This window comes from Pseudomonas gingeri, assembly GCF_013386115.1.
Lineage (GTDB): Bacteria > Pseudomonadota > Gammaproteobacteria > Pseudomonadales > Pseudomonadaceae > Aquipseudomonas > Aquipseudomonas gingeri.
The window spans coordinates 1-18,144 of record NZ_JACAOR010000006.1 but is presented as its reverse complement, the minus strand read 5'-3'; the positions used below and the strand labels follow the sequence as shown (position 1 = coordinate 18,144).

The 18,144-nt window shown below is 62.1% G+C and carries 20 protein-coding genes; 11 read left to right on the top strand and 9 right to left on the bottom strand.

The genetic code is table 11. The features are described from left to right. Nucleotides 1-104 precede the first annotated feature (104 nt). From rpe to HX881_RS11830, 7 genes are all read left to right on the top strand, one after another. Nucleotides 105-779, top strand: a complete 675-nt coding sequence (gene rpe, locus HX881_RS11860; protein WP_177063045.1) for a ribulose-phosphate 3-epimerase — start codon at nucleotides 105-107, stop codon at nucleotides 777-779. Further along, entirely contained in the window at nucleotides 776-1,594 is an 819-nt protein-coding gene (locus HX881_RS11855) for a phosphoglycolate phosphatase (RefSeq protein WP_177084612.1), read from the top strand. Before rpe ends, HX881_RS11855 begins: the two co-directional genes overlap by 4 nt. 70 nt (nucleotides 1,595-1,664) lie before the next feature. After that, entirely contained in the window at nucleotides 1,665-3,152 is a 1,488-nt protein-coding gene (gene trpE / locus HX881_RS11850) for an anthranilate synthase component I (RefSeq protein WP_017128668.1), read from the top strand. Nucleotides 3,153-3,165: 13 nt separating this feature from the next. After that, nucleotides 3,166-3,759 carry an aminodeoxychorismate/anthranilate synthase component II gene (locus HX881_RS11845; RefSeq protein WP_017128667.1) on the top strand — a complete coding sequence of 198 codons (594 nt, stop codon included), beginning with the start codon at nucleotides 3,166-3,168 and terminating at the stop codon, nucleotides 3,757-3,759. Nucleotides 3,760-3,768: 9 nt separating this feature from the next. Continuing rightward, a complete protein-coding gene (gene trpD, locus HX881_RS11840) occupies nucleotides 3,769-4,818 on the top strand; it encodes an anthranilate phosphoribosyltransferase (RefSeq protein ID WP_177084610.1) in 1,050 nt (349 codons plus the stop codon). Continuing rightward, nucleotides 4,815-5,654, top strand: a complete 840-nt coding sequence (trpC, locus tag HX881_RS11835; protein WP_017128665.1) for an indole-3-glycerol phosphate synthase TrpC — start codon at nucleotides 4,815-4,817, stop codon at nucleotides 5,652-5,654. The genes trpD and trpC overlap by 4 nt, the downstream gene beginning before the upstream one ends. 188 nt (nucleotides 5,655-5,842) lie before the next feature. Beyond that, the gene (locus HX881_RS11830; RefSeq protein WP_177084608.1) at nucleotides 5,843-6,544 is read left to right on the top strand and encodes a lipoate--protein ligase family protein; all 702 of its coding nucleotides are present in this window, start codon (nucleotides 5,843-5,845) and stop codon (nucleotides 6,542-6,544) included. Here the strand turns inward: HX881_RS11830 and crp are convergent. Beyond that, nucleotides 6,541-7,191, bottom strand: coding sequence for a cAMP-activated global transcriptional regulator CRP (crp, locus tag HX881_RS11825; protein ID WP_017128663.1), 651 nt, complete (start codon nucleotides 7,189-7,191; stop codon nucleotides 6,541-6,543). The two genes, HX881_RS11830 and crp, sit on opposite strands and share 4 nt — an antisense overlap. A gap of 207 nt (nucleotides 7,192-7,398) precedes the next feature. Between crp and HX881_RS11820 the strand changes: the two genes are divergently transcribed. Next, a complete protein-coding gene (locus tag HX881_RS11820) occupies nucleotides 7,399-7,821 on the top strand; it encodes an OsmC family protein (RefSeq protein ID WP_017128662.1) in 423 nt (140 codons plus the stop codon). Between the two features lie 84 nt (nucleotides 7,822-7,905). On the opposite strand, the gene coq7 is transcribed toward HX881_RS11820, so the two are convergent. The 6 genes from coq7 to hemJ form a co-directional block, all read right to left on the bottom strand. Further along, nucleotides 7,906-8,553: a 2-polyprenyl-3-methyl-6-methoxy-1,4-benzoquinone monooxygenase gene (gene coq7 / locus HX881_RS11815; protein WP_177084606.1), complete on the bottom strand. Its 648-nt coding sequence runs from the start codon at nucleotides 8,551-8,553 to the stop codon at nucleotides 7,906-7,908. Nucleotides 8,554-8,739: 186 nt separating this feature from the next. Then, on the bottom strand, nucleotides 8,740-9,078 hold the full coding sequence (locus HX881_RS11810; RefSeq protein WP_017128660.1) for a histidine triad nucleotide-binding protein: 339 nt from the start codon (nucleotides 9,076-9,078) through the stop codon (nucleotides 8,740-8,742). A gap of 63 nt (nucleotides 9,079-9,141) precedes the next feature. After that, nucleotides 9,142-9,930 (bottom strand): SDR family NAD(P)-dependent oxidoreductase, encoded by a 789-nt coding sequence (locus tag HX881_RS11805; protein WP_017128659.1) that lies wholly within the window; start codon nucleotides 9,928-9,930, stop codon nucleotides 9,142-9,144. A 61-nt stretch (nucleotides 9,931-9,991) separates the two neighbouring features. Beyond that, nucleotides 9,992-10,882, bottom strand: coding sequence for a DUF805 domain-containing protein (locus HX881_RS11800; protein ID WP_017128658.1), 891 nt, complete (start codon nucleotides 10,880-10,882; stop codon nucleotides 9,992-9,994). Between the two features lie 72 nt (nucleotides 10,883-10,954). Then, the gene (locus HX881_RS11795; protein ID WP_177084604.1) at nucleotides 10,955-11,923 is read right to left on the bottom strand and encodes an NAD(P)H-dependent flavin oxidoreductase; all 969 of its coding nucleotides are present in this window, start codon (nucleotides 11,921-11,923) and stop codon (nucleotides 10,955-10,957) included. A gap of 33 nt (nucleotides 11,924-11,956) precedes the next feature. After that, nucleotides 11,957-12,385, bottom strand: coding sequence for a protoporphyrinogen oxidase HemJ (gene hemJ / locus HX881_RS11790; protein WP_017128656.1), 429 nt, complete (start codon nucleotides 12,383-12,385; stop codon nucleotides 11,957-11,959). Nucleotides 12,386-12,520: 135 nt separating this feature from the next. Here hemJ and argC point away from each other — a divergent pair, with 135 nt between their 5' ends. Together argC and erpA are read left to right on the top strand one after the other, a co-directional pair. Next, nucleotides 12,521-13,555 (top strand): N-acetyl-gamma-glutamyl-phosphate reductase, encoded by a 1,035-nt coding sequence (gene argC / locus HX881_RS11785; RefSeq protein ID WP_017128655.1) that lies wholly within the window; start codon nucleotides 12,521-12,523, stop codon nucleotides 13,553-13,555. A 169-nt stretch (nucleotides 13,556-13,724) separates the two neighbouring features. Next, a complete protein-coding gene (erpA, locus tag HX881_RS11780; protein ID WP_003176443.1) occupies nucleotides 13,725-14,075 on the top strand; it encodes an iron-sulfur cluster insertion protein ErpA in 351 nt (116 codons plus the stop codon). Nucleotides 14,076-14,153: 78 nt separating this feature from the next. Here erpA and HX881_RS11775 read toward each other — a convergent pair whose 3' ends face one another. Both HX881_RS11775 and HX881_RS11770 read right to left on the bottom strand, forming a co-directional pair. After that, a complete protein-coding gene (locus HX881_RS11775) occupies nucleotides 14,154-15,257 on the bottom strand; it encodes an anhydro-N-acetylmuramic acid kinase (protein WP_177084602.1) in 1,104 nt (367 codons plus the stop codon). 3 nt (nucleotides 15,258-15,260) lie between these two features. Then, a complete protein-coding gene (locus HX881_RS11770; RefSeq protein ID WP_177084600.1) occupies nucleotides 15,261-16,679 on the bottom strand; it encodes a peptidoglycan DD-metalloendopeptidase family protein in 1,419 nt (472 codons plus the stop codon). Nucleotides 16,680-16,889: 210 nt separating this feature from the next. Between HX881_RS11770 and tyrS the strand changes: the two genes are divergently transcribed. After that, complete coding sequence (gene tyrS, locus HX881_RS11765) at nucleotides 16,890-18,089, top strand: tyrosine--tRNA ligase (protein ID WP_177084598.1); 1,200 nt, start codon at nucleotides 16,890-16,892, stop codon at nucleotides 18,087-18,089. The last annotated feature ends 55 nt before the right edge of the window (nucleotides 18,090-18,144 follow it).

Below are 18,144 nucleotides of genomic sequence, written 5' to 3'. Positions count from 1 at the left end.
GCTGCCTGGCGACGGTGCGGCCAATCATCGCGGTCACGGTGCGCGTGGCGAAGCAGGAGGTATACAATGCGCGCCACCGTGATTCTGCTCAAAAAAGGTGCGTCATGCAGCCCTTCGCAATTGCTCCGTCGATTCTCTCCGCCGACTTCGCCCGCCTGGGCCAGGAAGTGGACAATGTTCTCGCCGCCGGCGCCGACATCGTTCACTTCGATGTCATGGACAACCATTACGTCCCCAACCTGACCATCGGCCCGATGGTCTGTGCGGCGTTGCGCAAATACGGCATTACCGCGCCGATCGACGCGCACCTGATGGTCAGCCCGGTAGACCGCATCATCGGCGACTTCATCGAAGCCGGCGCGACCTACATCACCTTCCACCCGGAAGCCACGCTGCACGTCGACCGCTCCCTGCAGATGATCCGCGAAGGCGGTTGCAAGGCCGGCCTGGTGTTCAACCCGGCGACGCCGCTCGACGTGCTCAAGTACGTGATGGACAAGGTCGACATGGTCCTGCTGATGAGCGTCAACCCGGGCTTCGGCGGACAGAAGTTCATTCCCGGCACCCTCGACAAGCTGCGTGAGGCGCGGGCGCTGATCGACGCCTCGGGCCGGGATATCCGCCTGGAAATCGACGGTGGCGTGAATGTGAACAACATCCGCGAAATCGCCGCCGCCGGAGCCGATACCTTTGTCGCCGGTTCGGCGATCTTCAACGCCCCGGACTACCGGGAAGTGATCGAGAAGATGCGCGCCGAACTGGCGCTGGCTCGTCCATGAGCGGCTTCGAGCAGCTCTTTCCGGGCCGTCTGCCCAAACTGGTGATGTTCGATCTGGATGGCACGTTGATCGATTCGGTGCCGGACCTGGCGACGGCGGTGGACAAGATGCTGCTCACCCTGGGACGTCCCGCCGCCGGCCTCGAGGCCGTGCGCGAATGGGTCGGCAACGGTGCCCTGGTGCTGGTGCGCCGGGCATTGGCCGGCGGTCTCGATCATGCGGCGGTGGCCGACAGCGAAGCCGAGCATGCGCTGGAAATCTTCATGGACGCCTATGACGGCGGCCATGACCTGACCACGGTCTACCCCGGCGTGCGCGAAGCCCTGAAGTGGATGCAGAAGCAGGGCGTGGAAATGGCCCTGATCACCAACAAGCCCGAACGCTTTGTCGCGCCGCTGCTCGATGAAATGAAGCTGGGGCGATTTTTCCGCTGGATCATCGGCGGCGATACCCTGCCGCAGCGCAAGCCCGACCCCGCGGCGTTGTTCCATGTGATGAAAATGGCCGGGATTCCTGCATCGCAGTGCCTGTTCGTCGGCGATTCACGCAACGATGTGCAGGCCGCCAAGGCGGCGGGTGTCATCTGCGTGGCCCTCAGCTATGGCTACAACCATGGCCGGCCGATCGCCGAAGAACAGCCGGCGCTGGTCATCGACGACCTGCGCGCACTGATTCCCGGTTGCCTGGAAGCTGGCGCTGAGCTAATGTCGGCGGACTGTCTTCAATCCCCTCCTGGAAACGCCATCGTGGTGGTCACTCGCAAACTCTGGATGAAAGTCATCAAGGCCCTGGCCCGTTGGCGTTGGCGCGCCTGACATGATCCTGGCCGCCTGTGCGGCGCGTTTGCATACCTGACTGTTTGAACCTCAAGCCACGAGGCATATCATGACCCGCGAAGAATTCCTGCGTTTGGCCGCTGCCGGCTATAACCGCATCCCGCTTGCCTGCGAAACCCTGGCCGACTTCGATACGCCGTTGTCGATCTACCTGAAACTGGCCGACCAGCCCAATTCCTATCTGCTGGAGTCGGTGCAGGGCGGTGAGAAATGGGGCCGCTACTCGATCATCGGCCTGCCGTGCCGCACCGTGCTGCGGGTGCATGACCACCGCATCAGCGTGACCCATGACGGCGTCGAGATCGAAAGCTGCGAAGCCGAGGATCCCCTGGCCTTCGTCGAGGAATTCAAGGCTCGCTACAACGTACCGACCATCGCCGGCCTGCCGCGTTTCAACGGCGGCCTGGTGGGCTACTTCGGTTATGACTGCGTGCGCTACGTCGAGAAGCGCCTGGGCAAATGCCCGAATCCGGATCCGCTGGGCGTGCCGGATATCCTGTTGATGGTCTCCGACGCCGTGGTGGTCTTCGACAACCTGGCCGGCAAGATGCACGCCATCGTTCTGGCCGACCCTTCCCGGGACAATGCCTACGAACAGGGCCAGGCACGCCTGCAGGAGTTGCTGGGGCAATTGCGCCAGCCGATCACGCCACGCCGCGGGCTGGAACTCGACCGGCCGCCGGCCGCCGACCCGGTATTCCGCTCGAGCTTTACCCAGGGCGACTACGAGCGTGCGGTCGATACCATCAAGGAATATATCCTGGCCGGCGACTGCATGCAGGTGGTGCCGTCCCAGCGCATGTCCATCGACTTCAAGGCCGCGCCCATCGACCTGTACCGGGCGCTGCGCTGCTTCAACCCGACGCCGTACATGTACTTCTTCAATTTCGGCGATTTCCATGTCGTCGGCAGTTCGCCGGAAGTGCTGGTGCGGGTCGAGGACAACCTGATCACCGTGCGGCCGATCGCCGGTACCCGTCCGCGGGGCGCCACCGAAGAAGCCGACCGGGCGCTGGAAGAGGACCTGCTGTCCGATGACAAGGAAATCGCCGAGCACCTGATGCTGATCGACCTGGGCCGCAACGATACCGGGCGGGTATCCGAGATCGGCTCGGTGAAACTCACCGAGAAGATGGTGATCGAACGCTATTCCAACGTCATGCACATCGTGTCCAACGTCACCGGCCAGCTGAAAAGCGGCCTGACGTCCATGGATGCATTGCGGGCGATCCTGCCGGCGGGCACCTTGTCCGGTGCGCCGAAGATCCGCGCCATGGAAATCATCGACGAACTCGAACCGGTCAAGCGCGGCGTATACGGCGGCGCGGTCGGTTACTACGCCTGGAACGGCAACATGGACACCGCTATCGCCATTCGTACCGCGGTGATCAAGGACGGCGAGCTGCATGTGCAGGCCGGTGGCGGTATCGTCGCCGACTCGGTGCCGGCGCTGGAGTGGGAGGAAACGCTGAACAAGCGTCGCGCGATGTTCCGTGCGGTCGCCCTCGCTGAACAAACCCCCGCGTCCGACGCCTGAGGAGCTTTTTGTCATGTTGCTGATGATCGATAACTACGACTCGTTTACCTACAACGTCGTGCAATACCTCGGCGAGCTGGGCGCGGACGTCAAGGTCGTGCGTAACGACGAATTGACCGTGGCCGAAATCGAAGCCCTCAAGCCTGAGCGCATCGTGGTCTCGCCGGGGCCCTGCACGCCGACCGAAGCCGGTATTTCCCTGGAGGCGATCAGGCATTTCGCCGGCAAGCTGCCGATTCTCGGCGTCTGCCTGGGGCACCAGTCCATCGGCCAGGCCTTTGGCGGCGATGTGGTGCGTGCCCGCCAGGTCATGCACGGCAAGACCAGCCCGTTGTTCCACGAAGGCAAGGGCGTGTTCGAAGGTCTCAACCTGCCGTTGACCGTCACCCGCTATCATTCCCTGATCGTCAAGCGCGAAACCCTGCCCGAGTGCCTGGAGCTGACCGCCTGGACGCAACTGGAGGACGGCTCGGTCGATGAGATCATGGGCTTGCGCCACAAGACACTGAACATCGAAGGGGTGCAATTCCACCCCGAGTCGATTCTTTCCGAGCAGGGCCACCAGCTGTTCGCCAACTTTCTCAAGCAGACCGGCGGCACGCGCTAAGGACTTTTCATGGATATCAAGACTGCCCTGAGCCGTATCGTCGGCCATCTGGACCTGAGTACCGAAGAAATGCGCGATGTCATGCGTGAAATCATGACCGGGCAATGCACCGAGGCGCAGATCGGCGCCTTCATGATGGCCATGCGCATGAAGAGCGAAAGCATCGACGAGATCGTCGGCGCGGTATCGGTCATGCGCGAACTGGCGGACAAGGTCGAGCTCAAGAGCCTCGACGGCGTGGTCGACGTGGTCGGCACCGGCGGCGATGGCGCGAATATCTTCAACGTGTCCACCGCCTCGGCCTTCGTGGTCTCGGCGGCCGGCTGTACCGTCGCCAAGCACGGCAACCGCGCGGTGTCGGGCAAGAGCGGCAGCGCCGACCTGCTTGAGGCGGCCGGCATCTACCTGAACCTGACACCGGTCCAGGTGGCACGCTGCATCGACAATGTCGGCATCGGCTTTATGTTTGCCCAGACCCATCACCGTGCGATGAAGCACGCGGCCGGTCCGCGCCGTGATCTCGGCCTGCGCACCTTGTTCAACATGCTCGGCCCGCTTACGAATCCGGCCGGCGTGAAGCATCAGGTGGTGGGCGTTTTCACCCAGGCGCTCTGCCGTCCATTGGCTGAAGTCCTGCAGCGCCTGGGCAGCAAGCACGTGCTGGTGGTGCACTCCCAGGACGGCCTGGACGAATTCAGCCTGGCGGCGCCGACCTATGTGGCCGAGCTGAAAAACGATGCAATAACAGAATATTGGGTTCAGCCCGAAGACTTGGGTATAAAAAGCCAGAGTCTGTTCGGCCTGGTGGTGGATAGTCCGGCGGCGTCCCTGGAGTTGATCCGTGATGCGCTGGGTCGCCGCAAAACCGAGAATGGCCAGAAAGCCGCGGAAATGATCGTGCTCAATGCCGGTGCCGCGCTGTATGCCGCCGATCATGCCAGCAGCCTGAAAGAGGGCGTTGCCCTGGCTCACGACGCACTTCACACCGGCCTGGCCCGTGAGAAGCTCGAAGAGCTGGGCGCGTTCACCGCCGTGTTCAAGCAGGAGAATGAAGCATGAGTGTGCCGACCGTTCTGGAGAAGATCCTCGCCCGCAAGGCCGAGGAAGTGGCTGAGCGTCGCGCTCGCGTGAGCCTGGCCGAGCTGGAAAACCTGGCCCGGGCCGCTGACGCACCGCGTGGCTTCGCCAAGGCGCTGATCGAGCAGGCCCGGCTGAAGCAGCCGGCGGTGATTGCCGAAATCAAGAAGGCCTCGCCGAGCAAGGGCGTCATTCGCGAGAACTTCATCCCTGCCGATATCGCCAGGAGCTACGAGAAGGGTGGGGCGACCTGTCTTTCGGTACTCACCGACGTCGATTACTTCCAGGGTTCGGACCTGTACCTGCAACAGGCCCGCGGGGCCTGCAAGTTGCCGGTGATCCGCAAGGACTTCATGGTCGATCCATACCAGATCGTCGAGGCCCGGGCGATGGGCGCCGACTGTATCCTGCTGATCGTCGCGGCACTGGACGACGGGTTGATGGCCGAGTTGGCCGCGGTCGCCAAGGGCGTCGGCCTCGATGTGCTGGTGGAGTCCCATGACGCCGCCGAACTGGAACGGGCGCTGAAGCACCTCGATACGCCGCTGATCGGTATCAACAACCGTAACCTGCATACCTTCGAAGTCAGCCTCGAAACTACCCTCGACCTGCTGCCGATCGTGCCGCGCGACCGCCTGGTGATTACCGAGAGCGGTATCCTCAATCGTGCCGACGTCGAGCTGATGGAAATCAGCGAGGTGTACTCGTTCCTGGTTGGCGAAGCGTTCATGCGCGCGGAAAGCCCGGGCGACGAGCTGCAGCGACTGTTCTTCCCGGAGCGCGGATCGCCCGTGGTCAGCGGTTCTACCCTCGATTGAATCGAGCTGTTCGAATGTAGGAATGGGCTTGTTTGCGATGTGAGCCTTTATGAGGCGCTTTTGTGGGAGCGGGCTTGCCCGCGAAGCTCTTGGCGGTCTTGAGGGCCTCTTCGCGGGCAAGCCCGCTCCCACACAACCTGCTCCCACCGGCCTTGCTTGCAGGCACGATAAAGAGGGATCTTCTTGCCATGACACTGCCCGTTGCCCTTACCGTCGAAGCCGGCCTGCGCGCCGAACAGGATTTGCTCGCGGCAGTCTGTGCCGGTGAGCAGGAGTGGGGCCTGCTGTTCTGGCAGCCCACCGACCGCGCGCTGGTCATGCCCCGGCGCCTGAGCCGTCTGCCGGGCTTCGAGGCGGCCTGTGAAGCGCTGGCGGCCGACGATTGGCCGGTGCTGTTACGCGAGACCGGTGGCGAACCGGTGCCGCAATCCGCCTCGACGGTCAATGTCGCCCTGGTCTACGCGCCGCCGCGCAGCGAGGGTGATCAGAACCGTATTGAAACCGGCTACCTGCGTCTGTGCCAGCCGATCTGTGCGGTGCTGGACGAGTTGGGCGGGACGGCCTCCCTGGGGGAAATCGAGGGCGCGTTTTGCGATGGCCGCTATAACGTCAACCTCAATGGTCGCAAGATGGTCGGCACGGCCCAGCGCTGGCGGCAAAGTCGCGGCGGAACCCGCCCGGTGGGCCTGGTGCACGGGGCGATGCTGATCGACGACGAACGCGATTCGATGGTCGCGGCGGTCAATCGTTTCAATCAGGCGTGTGGGCTGGAGCAGCGGGTACGTGCTTCAAGCCATATTGCCCTGCACGAGGTGTATCCGGCCCCGCTATTCCTTGAGCGCCTGGCCGGCGTGTACCAGCAGATGCTGGCGGACATGCTGTCCGTCTAGCGTGTCCCGAACACCACCATGGTCTTGCCTTTGACGTGAACGAGGTTCTGTTCTTCCAGATCCTTGAGCACGCGGCCGACCATTTCCCGTGAACAGCCGACGATACGCCCGATTTCCTGGCGGGTGATCTTGATCTGCATGCCGTCCGGGTGCGTCATGGCATCCGGCTGCTTGCACAGTTCCAGCAGGCAGCGGGCGACACGTCCGGTGACGTCGAAGAACGCCAGGTCACCGACCTTGCGGGTGGTGTTGCGCAGGCGCTGGGCGATCTGTCCGCTGAGGGCGTAGAGAATGTCCGGGTCCTGTTGGGCCAGTTCGCGGAACTTGCAGTAGCTGATTTCCGCCACTTCACATTCGATCTTGGCGCGTACCCAGGCACTGCGCTCCTGTTCATGGCCGGCCTGCTCGAACAGGCCCAGCTCACCGAAGAAGTCGCCGGCGTTGAGATAGGCGATGATCATTTCCCGGCCGTCATCGTCCTCGATCAGGATGGTGACCGAGCCTTTGACAATGAAAAACAGGGTTTGCGAACGGTCACCGGCGCAAATGATATTGCTCTTGGCCTGGTAGCGTCGGCGCTGACAATGCATCAGCAGTTTGTCGAGGTTCTTGATCTTGGGGGCGGAAGCGGAAGCCAGAGCAACCATGGTTGTATCCCGAAAAGACTGCACGGTGTGGTTTGTTTTTTTAGTCGTAGCTCGAAAGCTGGCAGAACGCCAGCGATTTGGCGCCAGCTTAACAGACACATTGTGTCGAGATTTGGGAATTTAGCGGGTCGACCGGCCGGTCGTCGCCTGGACGCGTCTGGCGCTGTGCTAAGCTGGCGACCCTTTTTTAGCAGTGGAGTCTTGGCGATGAAGGCACGCATCCAATGGGCTGGCGAAGCCATGTTCCTCGGAGAGTCGGGTAGCGGGCATGTGGTGGTGATGGATGGCCCGCCGGAAAGCGGTGGCCGCAACCTGGGCGTGCGTCCCATGGAAATGCTCCTGCTGGGCTTGGGCGGTTGCAGCAATTTCGACGTGGTCAGCATCCTGAAGAAGTCGCGTCAGGCCATCGAAAGCTGCGAAGCCTTCCTCGAAGCCGAGCGGGCGACCGAAGATCCGAAGGTGTTCACCAAGATTCACCTGCATTTCGTGGTCAAGGGCCGTGGCTTGAAGGAAGCCCAGGTCAAGCGGGCGATCGAGCTGTCCGCCGAGAAATACTGCTCGGCCTCGATCATGCTCGGTGCCGCGGGCGTCGCCATCAGCCATGACTACGAGATCATCGAGCTCGGCTGAGTCGAGGTTTCGCCTGCGCTGAAAACGGGCAGGCAGTGAAAAGGGCGCACAGGGCGCCCTTTTTTGTCTTCGCGATCTGCTGCCTCAGATGCGGTAGGTGCTTTTGGTCATGACCTTGGCCAGCAGGCTCATGCCGAACTTCACCGGTGCCGGGAAGCGAAAGCCACCGGCGTCGAGCGCGGATTCGGCGTGGTGTTCTTCGTCGATGCGCATCTGTTCGAGAATCGCCCGGGATTTCTCATCCTCCACGGGCAACTGTTCGAGATGCTCGTTCAGGTGTTTGCACACCTGGTCTTCGGTCGCTGCGACGAATCCCAGGCTGACCTTGTCGCTGATCAGTCCGGCAACCGCGCCGATCCCAAAGGACAGGCCATAGAACAGTGGGTTCAGCACGCTGGGATGGCTGCCCAACTGGCGGATGCGTTGCTCACACCAGGCCAGGTGATCGATTTCTTCCTCGGCAGCGTGTTCCATCGCTTCGCGTACATGAGGCAGCTTGGCGGTCAGTGCCTGGCCCTGATACAGCGCCTGGGCACAGACTTCGCCGGTGTGGTTGATCCGCATCAGCCCCGCGACGTGCCGGGTGTCGTCCTCGCTCATCTGCGCTTCGGGCTCGACAATGGCCGGCGACGGGCGATATGGCTGGCCGCTGAATGGCAGCAAGGTGCGCATCGCCGTATCGGCTTGCAGTAGCAGACGGTCAATCGGCGAGTAGTGACGTTGGGTAGTCATGCTGACCTCCGGAGGAATCTCGGCCTGCAGTTTACCGCAATCGGGCGGGGAAGGTTTGCGTTGGGTCATGAGGTAGAGACGACGGGACACGATTTTTCAGGCGCCGCCAGACCTGCAGGAGCCGGCCTGCCAGCGATGGCGGCCGCAAACCAGTGCCTACAGGGCAATTGCGTGCTTTCTGGTTTATCAGCCCGGTGGCCAGTTCATCTGGCGCTGACCCAGCACATGCATATGGATGTGATAGACCGTCTGTCCGCCCAGCTCGTTGCAGTTCATCACCACCCGGAAACCTTCTTCGCAGCCCAACTCCAGTGCCAGGCGCTGGGCGGTGAACAGGATATGCCCGGCCAGCGCCTTGTCATCCTCGGTCAGGTCGTTGAGGGTGCGTACCGGTTTCTTCGGAATCACCAGGAAATGCACCGGGGCCTGCGGGGCGATATCGTGAAAGGCCAGGACCTGGTCGTCCTCGTAAATGATCTTCGCGGGTATTTCCCGGTTGATGATCTTGGTGAACAGAGTATCCACAGCTGTTTCTCCTTGGGTGGGGGCGGGCCAGAGTCTGTCTGCAGCGGGCCATGAGTTCAAGTGTCAGCGCGGGCAATAGCCGCGGGTGACCCAGCCGGCAAGCTTGCGCACCATCCAGCGGCTGCCCAGGCGCGGAGCCCGGGACAACCAGCGGTTGCGCCAGCCGGGGATGATCACCGCGCGATTTTTTTCCAGGGCGCGGACGGTGTAGAGCGCAACTTCTTCGGGGCTCATCATCAGCTTGTTGTTACGCAGCTTGTCGACTTGCAACTGGGCGGTATCGAAGAACGCGGTGCGGGTCAGGCCGGGGCAGAGTACCGAGACCTTGATCCCGGTTTTTTTCAGTTCCTCGCGCAGGCCTTCGCTGAAATGCAGGACGTAGGCCTTGCTTGCGTAGTAGCTGCTCATCCATGGCGCGGGGTGAAAGGCGGCAACGGACGCCACGTTGAGGATCTGCCCGCCGCCCTGTATCGCCATCAGGTTGCCCAGTGAGTGGCACAGGCGGGTGAGGGCGAGGATATTCACTTCGATCAGGTCCTGCTCGGTGCCCCAGTCCTGGGCCAGGAACGGACCGCAGGTGCCGATGCCGGCACAGTTGACCAGCAGGTCGATCTGGCGCTCACCTTCCTCCAGCTCCAGCAGAAATCCGGACAGGCGCAGCGGCTCGCCCAGGTCGCAGGCCCGGAAGAGTACTTCGACGCCGAAGCGCTGGGTCAACTCGATGGCAATGCTTTCCAGCCGATCACGTTGACGGGCAACCAGAATCAGGTTGCGACCGCGGCGTGCCAGCGCTTCGGCCAGGGCCAGGCCGATACCGCTGGAAGCGCCGGTGATCAGGGCGTAACGGGTCATGCAATTCTCCATGGCAACGGCGCAGAGCCTTGGGACAGGGAGGTCGCAAGGTCAGCGCTGTTTATTCTTTCTCATAGTCTACAGCGGGCGCGGCGGCTTCGGCTGCCTCGTCGCGGTTGTCGGACTGGCTGGCCGCTTCATTGTTGTAGCGATCCTCGATGTCCTTGACGCCACCTCCTGCGCCAAAAACGATAATGGCGACGATACCGATCACCGCCAGAACCGACAGTACCTTGACCGCGGTGCTGTTGGGCGGTGGCGGGGCGCCGTATTGGTTGGCGCCGGCATTGCCCGGGTAGAACGCGAGGACGAAAGGGAACACGCTGCCGACAAAGGGCACCAGCGTCAACAACCAGAGCCAGCCGGACCAGCCGATGTCGTGCAGGCGCTGGATGGCGATCTGGATGGTGCAGACAATGAACACGGCCATCGCGATCAGGGCCAGACTGATACCGGCGGAGGTGGACCCGCTCAGGGCGATTGCAATCACGGCGACGGCGATCAGCGCGATAAACGTGGCAACCATGCTCCAGGCCAGGTAGCGAAGCCGACCGATCCGCCCCTTGGCGGTAAAGGCCTTGAGCGGGCCGAACGTCGGCAGGCTCTCGCCGACCTGGGCGGTTGGTGGTGCGTAAGGCGAATCTGCGATGCGGGTGGCCGGCGGCGCGACACTCGGCGGAAGTTCGTTGATATCCGCCAGGCTCAGTTCGACGGCTGGCGCTTCCTCTTCGATGCGGGCATCGATACCGGTCTTGCGCAGGGCTTCGAGGTAGGAGTGCGCCTCGACGGAGGAAAGATCGCGTTTCAGGGCGATCGGCCGGCCGCTGAACAGTTTTTCCACGGAGGCGACATCGGTCTTGAACAGTTCGGCCAGGTTGAACTGGGCAGTGGTTTGTTCCACTCCGGGCAGCAGGGCGCCGTCGAATACGATTTTGAAGCGGTTGTTGCTCATGGAGGGCGTCCTTGTCGCGGCAGTGTTGGCGCGTAGTGTAGGCCCGCAAGGTGCTTGCAGGCCATACGGTTGCTAGCGTGGCCAGCGCTGTGGCAGTTGGGCGGCGAGGGCCTGGGCCTTGCGGTACTCATCATCGAGTCGTGCGATCAACTGGTCGACGCTCGGCAAGTCACCGATCTCACCGACGCCCTGGCCCGCCGACCAGACGGTCTTCCAGGCCTTGGCCTCGTCGCTGAGGGGCTTGAGCTTCGAACCGAAGTTGACTTCGCCCTTGCCCTGCAGGGCGGCGAGGTCGAAGCCGGCATTTTCCAGGCTCTGGCGCATGAAGCTGGCCGGCACGCCCGAGACGGCGGCGGTATGCACGATATCGGCGGCGCGGGAGGTCAGCAACATCTCCTTATAGGCTTCTGGGGCATGACTTTCCGTGGTGCCGATGAAGCGGGTGCCGAAATAGGCCAGGTCGGCCCCCAGCAACTGTGCGGCGAGAATCTCATGGCCGTGGTTGAGGCAGCCGGCCAGCAGCAGGGTCTTGTCGAAGAACTGCCGGATCTCGGCGATCAGGGCAAACGGACTCCAGGTGCCGGCATGGCCACCGGCACCGGCGGCAACCGCGATCAGGCCGTCGACTCCCGCTTCGGCGGCTTTTTCCGCGTGGCGCCGGGTCGTCACATCGTGGAAGACCAGGCCGCCATAGTCGTGGACCGCATCCACCAGCTCCTTGACCGCACCCAGGCTGGTGATGACGATCGGCACCTTGTGCTCGATGCAGATCTGCAGGTCTGCCTGCAGGCGCGGGTTGCTGTTGTGCACGATCAGGTTGACGGCATAGGGTGCCGGATCATCCAGCTGTGCCAGGCCGGCCTCGATTTCTTCCAGCCAGGCCTTGAAGCCGCTGCTTTCCCGCTGGTTGAGTGCCGGGAAGCTGCCCACCACGCCGTTGCGGCAGCACGCCAGCACCAGTTGCGGGTTGGAGATCAGGAACATGGGTGCGGCCACGACGGGGAGGCGCAGGCGTTGTTCGAGCAGAGCGGGCAGCGACATTGGCGGTACTCCGAGAGTGAAGGCGGGTTGAATTCAGAACGGTCTGACCACGACCAGAATTACAATAGCCAGCAATATCAGAACCGGCACTTCATTGAACCAGCGATAAAAGACATGACTGCGGGTGTTCTCGCCACGGGCAAAACGCTTCACCTGGGCGCCGCACATGTGGTGGTAACCGATCAGCAACACCACCAGGGTCAACTTGGCGTGTATCCAGCCGCCCTGGCTGAAGATGCCCGGGTTGAGGGCGATCAGCCCGCCACCGAAGATCAGCGTGGCGATCATCGCCGGTCCCATGATCCCGCGATACAACTTGCGCTCCATGACGCTGAAGCGTTCCTTGCTGAGCGCATCCTCGCTCTGGGCGTGGTAGACGAACAGGCGTGGCAGGTAGAACAGGCCGGCAAACCAGCAGACGACACTGACGATATGAAAGGCTTTGAGCCATAGATAAAGCATTTTTGGTTATTCCCAGGTTCACGGTAGGCCGAATAGTAGAGGCTTGAGCGTCCGCACGTCACCTTGACGGTTGTCGCAGGCGCGCGCGGCCCCTATTATCGTGGGCTTTCCAGTGGTTTCGTTGAGGGGCAGGTCATGGTCAAGGTCGGTATCGTCGGCGGCACGGGTTACACCGGTGTCGAATTGCTGCGTCTGCTGGCGCAGCATCCGCAGGCAGAAGTGGTGGTCATCACTTCTCGATCCGAGGCTGGGCTGGCCGTGGCTGACATGTATCCGAACCTGCGCGGCCATTACGATGGCCTGGCGTTCAGCGTGCCGGATATCAAGACCCTCGGCGCCTGCGACGTGGTGTTCTTCGCCACGCCTCACGGAGTTGCCCATGCCCTGGCCGGTGAATTGCTGGCCGCCGGGACCAAGGTGATCGACTTGTCCGCGGATTTCCGCCTGCAGGACGCCGATGAGTGGGCCAAGTGGTACGGCCAGCCGCACGGCGCGCCAGCCCTGCTGGACGAGGCGGTCTATGGCCTGCCGGAAGTGAATCGCGAGAAGATCCGGCAGGCGCGCCTGATTGCCGTGCCCGGCTGCTATCCGACCGCTACCCAGCTGGGTTTCCTGCCGTTGCTCGAAGCCGGCCTGGCTGATACTTCGCGGTTGATCGCCGACTGCAAATCCGGTGTCAGCGGCGCCGGCCGCGGTGCCAGTGTCGGTTCGCTGTACTCCGAGACTTCGGAAAGCCTGAAGGCCTATGCCGTCAAGGGCCACCGCCACCTGCCGGAAATCCGCCAGGGTCTGCGCCGTGCCGCGGGCAAGGACGTCGGCCTGACCTTCGTTCCTCACCTCACGCCGATGATTCGCGGTATTCACTCGACGCTCTACGCGACCGTGGTGGATCGTTCCGTCGACCTGCAGGCACTGTTCGAAAAGCGTTATGCCGACGAACCGTTCGTTGACGTGATGCCGGCCGGCAGCCATCCGGAAACCCGCAGTGTGCGTGGTGCGAACGTATGCCGGATTGCCGTGCATCGCCCACAGGATGGTGACCTGGTGGTCGTGCTTTCGGTGATCGACAACCTGGTCAAGGGCGCTTCGGGCCAGGCGGTACAGAACCTGAACATCCTGTTCGGCCTGGATGAACGCCTGGGCTTGTCCCATGCCGGCATGCTGCCGTAACGCAGCGCCCTCGTTCAACGGAAAGGCCCGTCAAGCGGGCCTTTTTGCATTCCGTGATGCCGTGCGGGTTGATTGATATACCATAACAATAGTTGACCGCTTTTCTAGGAGAAGCGGATAATGCGCGTCATCACGCATTATGGCGGCGTAACGCCGGGAGATAGTCAGCATGAGCGTCGAATCCTTCACCCCCACGGCTTTGCAATTCACCCACGGTGCCGCGCACAAGGTGAAGAGCCTGGTCGATGAAGAGGGTAATGATCGCTTGAAGCTGCGCGTATTCGTTACGGGCGGCGGTTGTTCAGGGTTTCAGTACGGCTTCACCTTCGATGAAGATGTCGCCGATGATGACACCATCGTCGAGCGCGAGGGCGTCAGTCTGGTGGTCGATCCGATGAGCTTCCAGTACCTGGCAGGCGCAGAGGTGGATTACCAGGAAGGCCTGGAAGGCTCCCGGTTTGTCATCAAGAACCCGAATGCCACCACGACTTGTGGTTGCGGCTCGTCGTTCTCGATCTGATCGATTGGCAAGTGTTTCACCCTCGACGCCGCGAATCTTCGCGGCGTTTTGCTGTGTGGGCCTTTTTTCTCGAGGGGCTCAGGCGGGGTAGATCGCGCCCAGTATCCGCAAGCCGCGGGCGCCGGTGACGCTGGGGCGGTTGGCCGGGATGCCTTCAAGGCAGCAATGGGCCAGCCAGGCGAATGCCATGGCTTCCACCCAGTCGGGATCGACACCATGGCTCGCGGTGCTGGCGACCGTCGCACCTGGCAGCAGTTGGCCTAGGCGGCTCATCAGGGCCGCGTTATGGGCGCCGCCGCCACACACCAGCAATTCCTGCGTGGCGGATTGGGCGCTCGTCAGCGACTCGATGATGGTCTGCGCTGTCAGTTCGAGCAGTGTGGCCTGGACGTCTTCGGCCTTGAAGGCGGGCAGTTGTCCCAGATGCTGTTTCAGCCAGTTCAGGTTGAAGACTTCGCGTCCGGTGCTCTTGGGGCCGGTGGCACGGAAGAAGGGGTCGCCGAGCAGCGCTTGCAGCAGCGCCGGCTCGACCTGGCCGCTGGCCGCCCATTGGCCGTTGCGATCATAGCTTTCACCGCGCTGGTCATGGATCCAGGCGTCCAGCAGCACGTTGCCGGGGCCGCAGTCGAAGCCAGAGACGGGCTTGCCCGGTTCGATCAGGCTCAGGTTGCTGAAGCCGCCTATATTCAACACCGCACTACTATTGAGCGCTGTGCCGTTGCGCTCTTCGAACAGTGCCTCGTGGAAGGCTGGAACCAGGGGCGCACCTTGGCCGCCGGCGGCGACGTCGCGCCGACGGAAGTCGCTGACGACGCTGATGCCGGTCAGCTCCGCCAGCAGTGCCGGATTGCCGATCTGCACGGTAAAGCCGCGGGCGGGTTCGTGGCGGATGGTCTGGCCATGGCTGCCGATGGCGCGAATCGCTTCAGGCGCCAGTGACTGTTGGGCGAGGAGGGTGTTGATGCCTTGCGCGGCGAGGGTTGCCCAGTTGTGCTCGGCAATCGCGGCCCGGGCGATTTCATCCGGGCCGCTGGCACACAGGCCGAGCAACTCGTGGCGCAGGGCGTCAGGCATGGGGATGTAGTGGGTCGCCAGCAACCTGATCCGTGTATCCAGCTCGACCAGCGCGATATCCAGCCCATCCAGGCTGGTGCCAGACATCACGCCGATATAGAGCGCCATGACTCAGCGCTTGGCCGAGGCGAGCTTGGTGGCCTTTTCCTGGTCCATGCGCGCCATCAGCGGTTGGCTCTGGGCCAGGAAGCGGGCGCGCTCGGACTTGGCGATCGGGTCGGCCATGGGCAGCTTCTGGCCCAGTGGATCGACGTGGACGCCGTTGACCTGGAACTCATAGTGCAGGTGCGGGCCGGTGGAGAGACCGGTCGTGCCGATATAGCCGATCACCTGGCCCTGCTTGACGTTGCTGCCGGTCTGGATGCCCTTGGCGAAGCCCTGCATGTGGCCATAGAGCGTACGGTAGGTATTGCCGTGCTGGATGATCACGGTATTGCCGTAGCCGCCACGGCGACCGGCCAGCAGTACCTTGCCATCGCCCGCTGCCTTGATCGGGGTACCACGCGGTGCGGCATAGTCGACGCCTTTGTGGGCGCGGATCTTGTTCAGGATCGGGTGTTTGCGGCCCATGGAGAAGCGCGAGCTGATACGCGCGAAATCCACCGGCGTGCGGATAAAGGCCTTGCGCATGCTGTTGCCGTCAGCCGTGTAGTAGCTGCTGGAACCCTGCTTGTTGGTGTAGCGCACGGCGGTGTAGGTCTTGCCACGGTTGGTGAAACGGGCGGAAAGGATATTGCCGGTGCCGACGGACTTGCCGTTGACCACTTTCTGCTCGTAGATCACCTCGAATTCGTCGCCAGGGCGGATGTCCTGGGCGAAGTCGATGTCATAGCCGAACACGCTGGCCATTTCCCGGGTCAGGCTATGGGGCATGCCCGCGCGCTGGGCCGAGAGGGACAGGGAGCTGTTGATGACGCCGTGGACATAAGCCGACTGCACGGTGGGCTTGGTGACTACGCGATTGAAGGTAAAGCCTTTCGGACCCTTGGTCAGGGTGATGCTTTCCAGGTCGCTGACCTTGCTGTGCAGGTTGTTCAGCTGGCCATCGGGGCTCAGTTCGAACTCCAGTTTCTGGCCATGCTTGAGCTGGGAGAACTGCTTGGCTTGTTTATCGCTGGCCAGGACCTCATGTACTGAGGCAGCAGGCAGGCCGACCTTCTCGAACAGGGTGGAGAGCGTATCGCCGCGGGCCACGATCACTTCGCGGTGGCCGGGGGCCTTTTTCTCTTCTAAAGCAGGCGCCGCCTCGGTCTTGGCGGTGTCCTTGGTATCTTCGGCGCTGTTGTCGATCTGGGCGAAGGGCGATGGATTGCCTTCATTTGTGGCTTGATCGAGGTCTACAGCGTCATTGTCTTGTGTCAGTTGAGCGGCAGGACTTTCCAGTTCAAGGCTCAGGGTCGTCTTTTTGGCTTCTACATCGCTGGAAGGGAATACCAGCAGCGCCAGGCTGAGGAGGGCGGCGATACCACTTGCGGCTAGCAGGTGGGTCTTCGGATAAAGCGGCGGCGCTTTAGACGGTTCTGTGGTCATAGGTAATTTGACTTTGAAGAAGATGAATTGGAAAAGATGAATGACATGATGAAGATGAAATAACTGTATAAAATATAACCAAAACATCTCTGAAGCAAGTCTGTCATGTGCCGGCCCGCAGAACCTTGGCCGTACGCCGGGCAAAACTTGTATTTGGGCGGCGATCTTGTATGGTTGGATCCCTTTGAATCTGAGCCTTGCAGGTTGGTTATGAAGTCGGTTGAAGAGCAGCTAGCGCTGATCAAGCGTGGTGCGGAAGAGATATTGGTCGAGGCCGAACTGGTCGAGAAGCTCAAGCGCGGCCAGCCGCTGCGGATCAAGGCTGGCTTCGACCCGACGGCGCCGGACCTGCACCTGGGTCACACGGTGCTGATCAACAAGCTGCGCCAGTTCCAGGAGCTGGGCCACCAGGTCATCTTCCTGATTGGCGATTTCACCGGGATGATCGGTGATCCGAGCGGCAAGAGTGCGACGCGTCCACCGCTGACGCGTGAGCAGGTGCTCGACAATGCCGAGACCTACAAGGCTCAGGTATTCAAGATCCTCGATCCGGCCAAGACCGAAGTGGCGTTCAACTCCACCTGGATGGATCAGATGGGGCCGGCGGACTTCATTCGCCTGACTTCGCAGTACACCGTGGCGCGCATGCTCGAGCGTGATGACTTCGACAAGCGCTACAGCTCCAAGCAGCCTATCGCGATCCACGAGTTCCTTTATCCGCTGGTGCAGGGTTATGACTCGGTGGCCTTGCGTGCCGATGTCGAACTGGGTGGTACCGACCAGAAGTTCAACCTGCTGATGGGGCGCGAGTTGCAGCGCGCCTATGGGCAGGAAGCGCAGTGCATCCTCACCATGCCGTTGCTCGAAGGTCTGGACGGCGTGAAGAAGATGTCCAAGTCCCTGGGCAACTACGTCGGTATCCAGGAGGCGCCGGGTGTGATGTACGGCAAGCTGGTCTCCATCCCCGATGCGTTGATGTGGCGCTACTTCGAGCTGCTGAGCTTCCGTTCGATGGATGAGATCAATCAGTTCCGCAAGGATGTCGAGGCTGGTGCGAACCCGCGCGATATCAAGATCAAGCTGGCGGAAGAGATCGTTGCGCGGTTCCATGGCGAGGAGGCTGCGGCCAATGCGCATCGCGGTGCCGGCAACCGCATGAAGGACGGCGAGCTGCCGGATGATCTGCCGGAAGTCGAGCTGAGCGCGGCGGAAGACATGCCGATCGCGGCGATCCTCAACAAGGCGGGCCTGGTCAAGAACTCGGCGGTCGCTCGTGACCTGCTCGGTTCGGGTGGTGTGCGTATAGATGGTGAGGTTGTCGATCGCACCTTTATATACAAGCTGGGCGCTACCCATGTTTGCCAGGCCGGGAAGAAGGCGTTTGCGCGTATTACGCTGAAATCCGAATAAACCTGAAATTAACCCTTGACGGCGAATTACAGAGGCCTATAATTCGCCCCACTTC